The following is a 2,882-nucleotide window of genomic DNA, read 5'->3' as shown; positions in this document are numbered from 1 at the left end:
TCGGGCACCCGCAGCTGGGTGACGGTTCGGCCGTCGCCGGTCACCGCGGCCAGCAGGTGGGCGGCGGGCGAGGTGCCGTGCCGGGAGCCCCGGGCGAGGGTGGCGAAGGCGGGCAGGTCCTGGGAATCGCTGTCAAGGAGCTCGATTGAGTGACAGTGGACAACTCGGCGGTGAGGGCACCCGGTGTTCCGAGCGAGGGATGTCGCTGGGTTTTGAGAGCATTCGGGTGATTGCTTCGGGACCGTGATTGTGCTGTCGGGCTCGGGTGCTGGTGAAGGCCCGGCCTGGGGGCTGCTGGTGTGAACTGGCGGTGTGTCGGTTCGATGGGGGCCGTGGCCCCTGGTTGCGTGATCGACAGTGGCGGAAGGCGATCCCTCGCCGAGAGGCCTCTTCTGTTTTCTGGAGTTGATCGTGACGTTCTCATTGCCGGGGGCCGTTGGTCGGCGCGGTCCAGGTGCCGGGCATCGTGCCGGTTCGGCCGGGCGTCGGGGCCGGGTGCTGGCCGTGGCGGTCGGCGTGTTCTGCGCCGCGGCCGTCGCCCCGGTGGCGCTGTCCGTGCCCGCCCACGCGCAGGGCACCTGTACGGTGTCCGGCCCCACCACCACCTGTACGTTCGCCTTCACCGGCGCCGAGCAGACCTTCACCGTCCCGAATGGTGTCACCCAGGTCGACGTCACGGCGACCGGCGCCGGCGGCGGCGTGGAGGACAACGGCGTCGGCGGCGGCCGGGGCGCCCAGGTGTCCGGCACGCTCACCGGGCTGTCCGGCGGGCAGACCCTCTACGTCGAAGTCGGCGGCACCGCCACCGGCGGCAGCCCGTGCCCCGGTAGCGCGCAGTGCACCGGAGGCTTCAACGGCGGCGGCAGCACCCACTTCGGCGGCGGCGGAGGCGGGGCCTCCGACGTCCGCACCCAACCCAGCACCACCCCCCTCACCACCACCGACTCCCGCCTCATCGTGGCCGCGGGCGGCGGCGGAGCCGGCTGGGCCGGCCAGTGCACCGGAAGCCTGGGCGGAGATGCCGGCCAGCCGGGCGCGAACGCGACCTGCAACGGAGGAGACGGCGGCGGGGCGGGCACGTCCACCCACGGCGGGGCCGGCGGCACCGGCGGCGGCGGGTTTTTCGGCGGTGGGCCCGGCACGCTCGGTGCCGGCGGCACCGGCGGCGGCCCGGGCGCCTCCCTGACCGGTGGCGCAGGCGGCGCCGGCTACTACGGCGGAGGCGGCGGCGGCAACATCAACCCCTTTATTAGTCCGAGCGGGGGCGGGGGTGGCGGGGGCGGCGGCTCGTCCCTGGTCCCCGCCGGCGGCACCGGCCCCACGGTGACCAGCGCCGCCGCGGGCATCACCATCAGCTACCTCACTCCGCCCGCCGTGATGACCACGTTGACGGCCTCGCCGACCCCGTCGCTTTTCGGGCATCCGGTCACGCTCACCGACACCGTCTGCCCCAACTCCACCGCGGTCCCGACCGGCACCGTCACCTTCACCGACGGCGGCGCCACCCTGGGCATCGCCCCACTGTCCCCCGGCGGAGGCGACCACTGCGCCCAGGCCCAGCTGACCTGGTCGAACCTGCTGCCCGGCAGCCACACCCTGACCGCCCAGTACAGCGGCGACGCCACCTACCCGGCGCCCGCCATGGAGAGTGCCACCCAGACGGTCAACTGCGCGCGCACCGTCACCGGCTCCGTGTCCACCGTCATCGCCACCGGCGAGAGCACCTGCGTCCTCAACGCCACCGTCCACGGCAGCGTCACGGCCGGGGCGGGCACCGCCCTGTTCATCGGCAACTCCACCGTCCAGGGCAGCGTCACCTCCTTCGGCTCCACCCTGGTCGGGGTGTGCGGCACCACCGTCACCGGCTCCCTCACCGCCAGTGGAGCAAGCAGGTTCGTCGTCATCGGCGATCCCGGCGACGACCACTGCGCCGTCAACCAGATCCAGTCGTCGGTCCAGCTGAGCAACAACACCGGCGGTCTGGAGGTCGTCGGCAACCACATCGGCGGAACCCTGCTGGTCACCGGCAACACCGGCACCGGGCCCTTCCCCGAGGACAACCGCCCCGAGATCGAAGGCAACACCATCGGAGGTTCCCTGGTCTGCTCGGGCAACACCCCGCCCCCCACCAACGACGGCCACCCCAACACCGTCACCGCCGCCCGCACCGGCCAGTGCAGCACCCTGTAACCCACCCGGCCGGGCATCCCGCCCCCGGGTAAACCCGTCGTGCCCGCGCCCGCTGCCGCACTCCACGCAGCGGACGCGGGCTCCTCACGTCGCTCGGCGCCGCTCCAACTGCTTCGCAGACGGCGAGGGCCGGAGTCATAGAAGAAGGGCATCGAAGCTCCTGTTGAACGGGGTGACCTTCCCAAGTCGCCCTGGACCACCGGAGATGTGCCGCCAGTCTGCCACCGTCTGCCTCATCAAGTCGCCCGCTCTGGACGGTGTAGCGGGATTGCCGCTGGTGGAGCGGCTGCGGCTGCTGCCCGATCCGCGTCGACGCCGAGGGGTGCGTCACCCGTTCGTGGCGGTGCTGCTGGTCGCCGCCTCGGCGGTGGTCGCCGGCGCGCGCTCTACGCGGCCATCGGCCAGTGGTCCGCGAACGCTCCGCAGCACACCCTCGCCCGCCTGGGTGCTCGAGTGGTGGGCGCGCTGGGTGTGCGCGTCGCACCGAGTGCCGCCACGATACGGCGGGTCATCGGCCTGGTCTGCCCCGGTGGACTGGCCGATCTGACCGGCGCCGATCCCGCAGGCTCGGACTCGGTGGCCGTGGACGGCAAGGCAGCCCGGGGCTCCCGGCACGGCACCTCGCCCGCCGCCCACCTGCTGGCCGCGGTGACCGGCGACGGCCGAACCGTCACCCAGCTGCGGGTGCCCGA

At 73.2% G+C, this 2,882-nt stretch carries 1 protein-coding gene and 1 pseudogene; both read left to right on the top strand.

Features of this window, described 5'->3' with window-relative positions:
- Window positions 1-504 precede the first annotated feature (504 nt).
- Entirely contained in the window at window positions 505-2,190 is a 1,686-nt protein-coding gene (locus tag ABZW30_RS46700; RefSeq protein WP_355677443.1) for an Ig-like domain-containing protein, read from the top strand.
- A 471-nt stretch (window positions 2,191-2,661) separates the two neighbouring features.
- Window positions 2,662-2,882: pseudogene (locus ABZW30_RS46695) on the top strand (ISAs1 family transposase); the annotation flags it as partial.

It is taken from the genome of Kitasatospora sp. NPDC004669 (assembly GCF_040609455.1).
GTDB lineage: Bacteria > Actinomycetota > Actinomycetes > Streptomycetales > Streptomycetaceae > Kitasatospora.
Note: the sequence above shows the minus strand (reverse complement) of the source record. Positions and strands in the feature narration are given on the sequence as shown.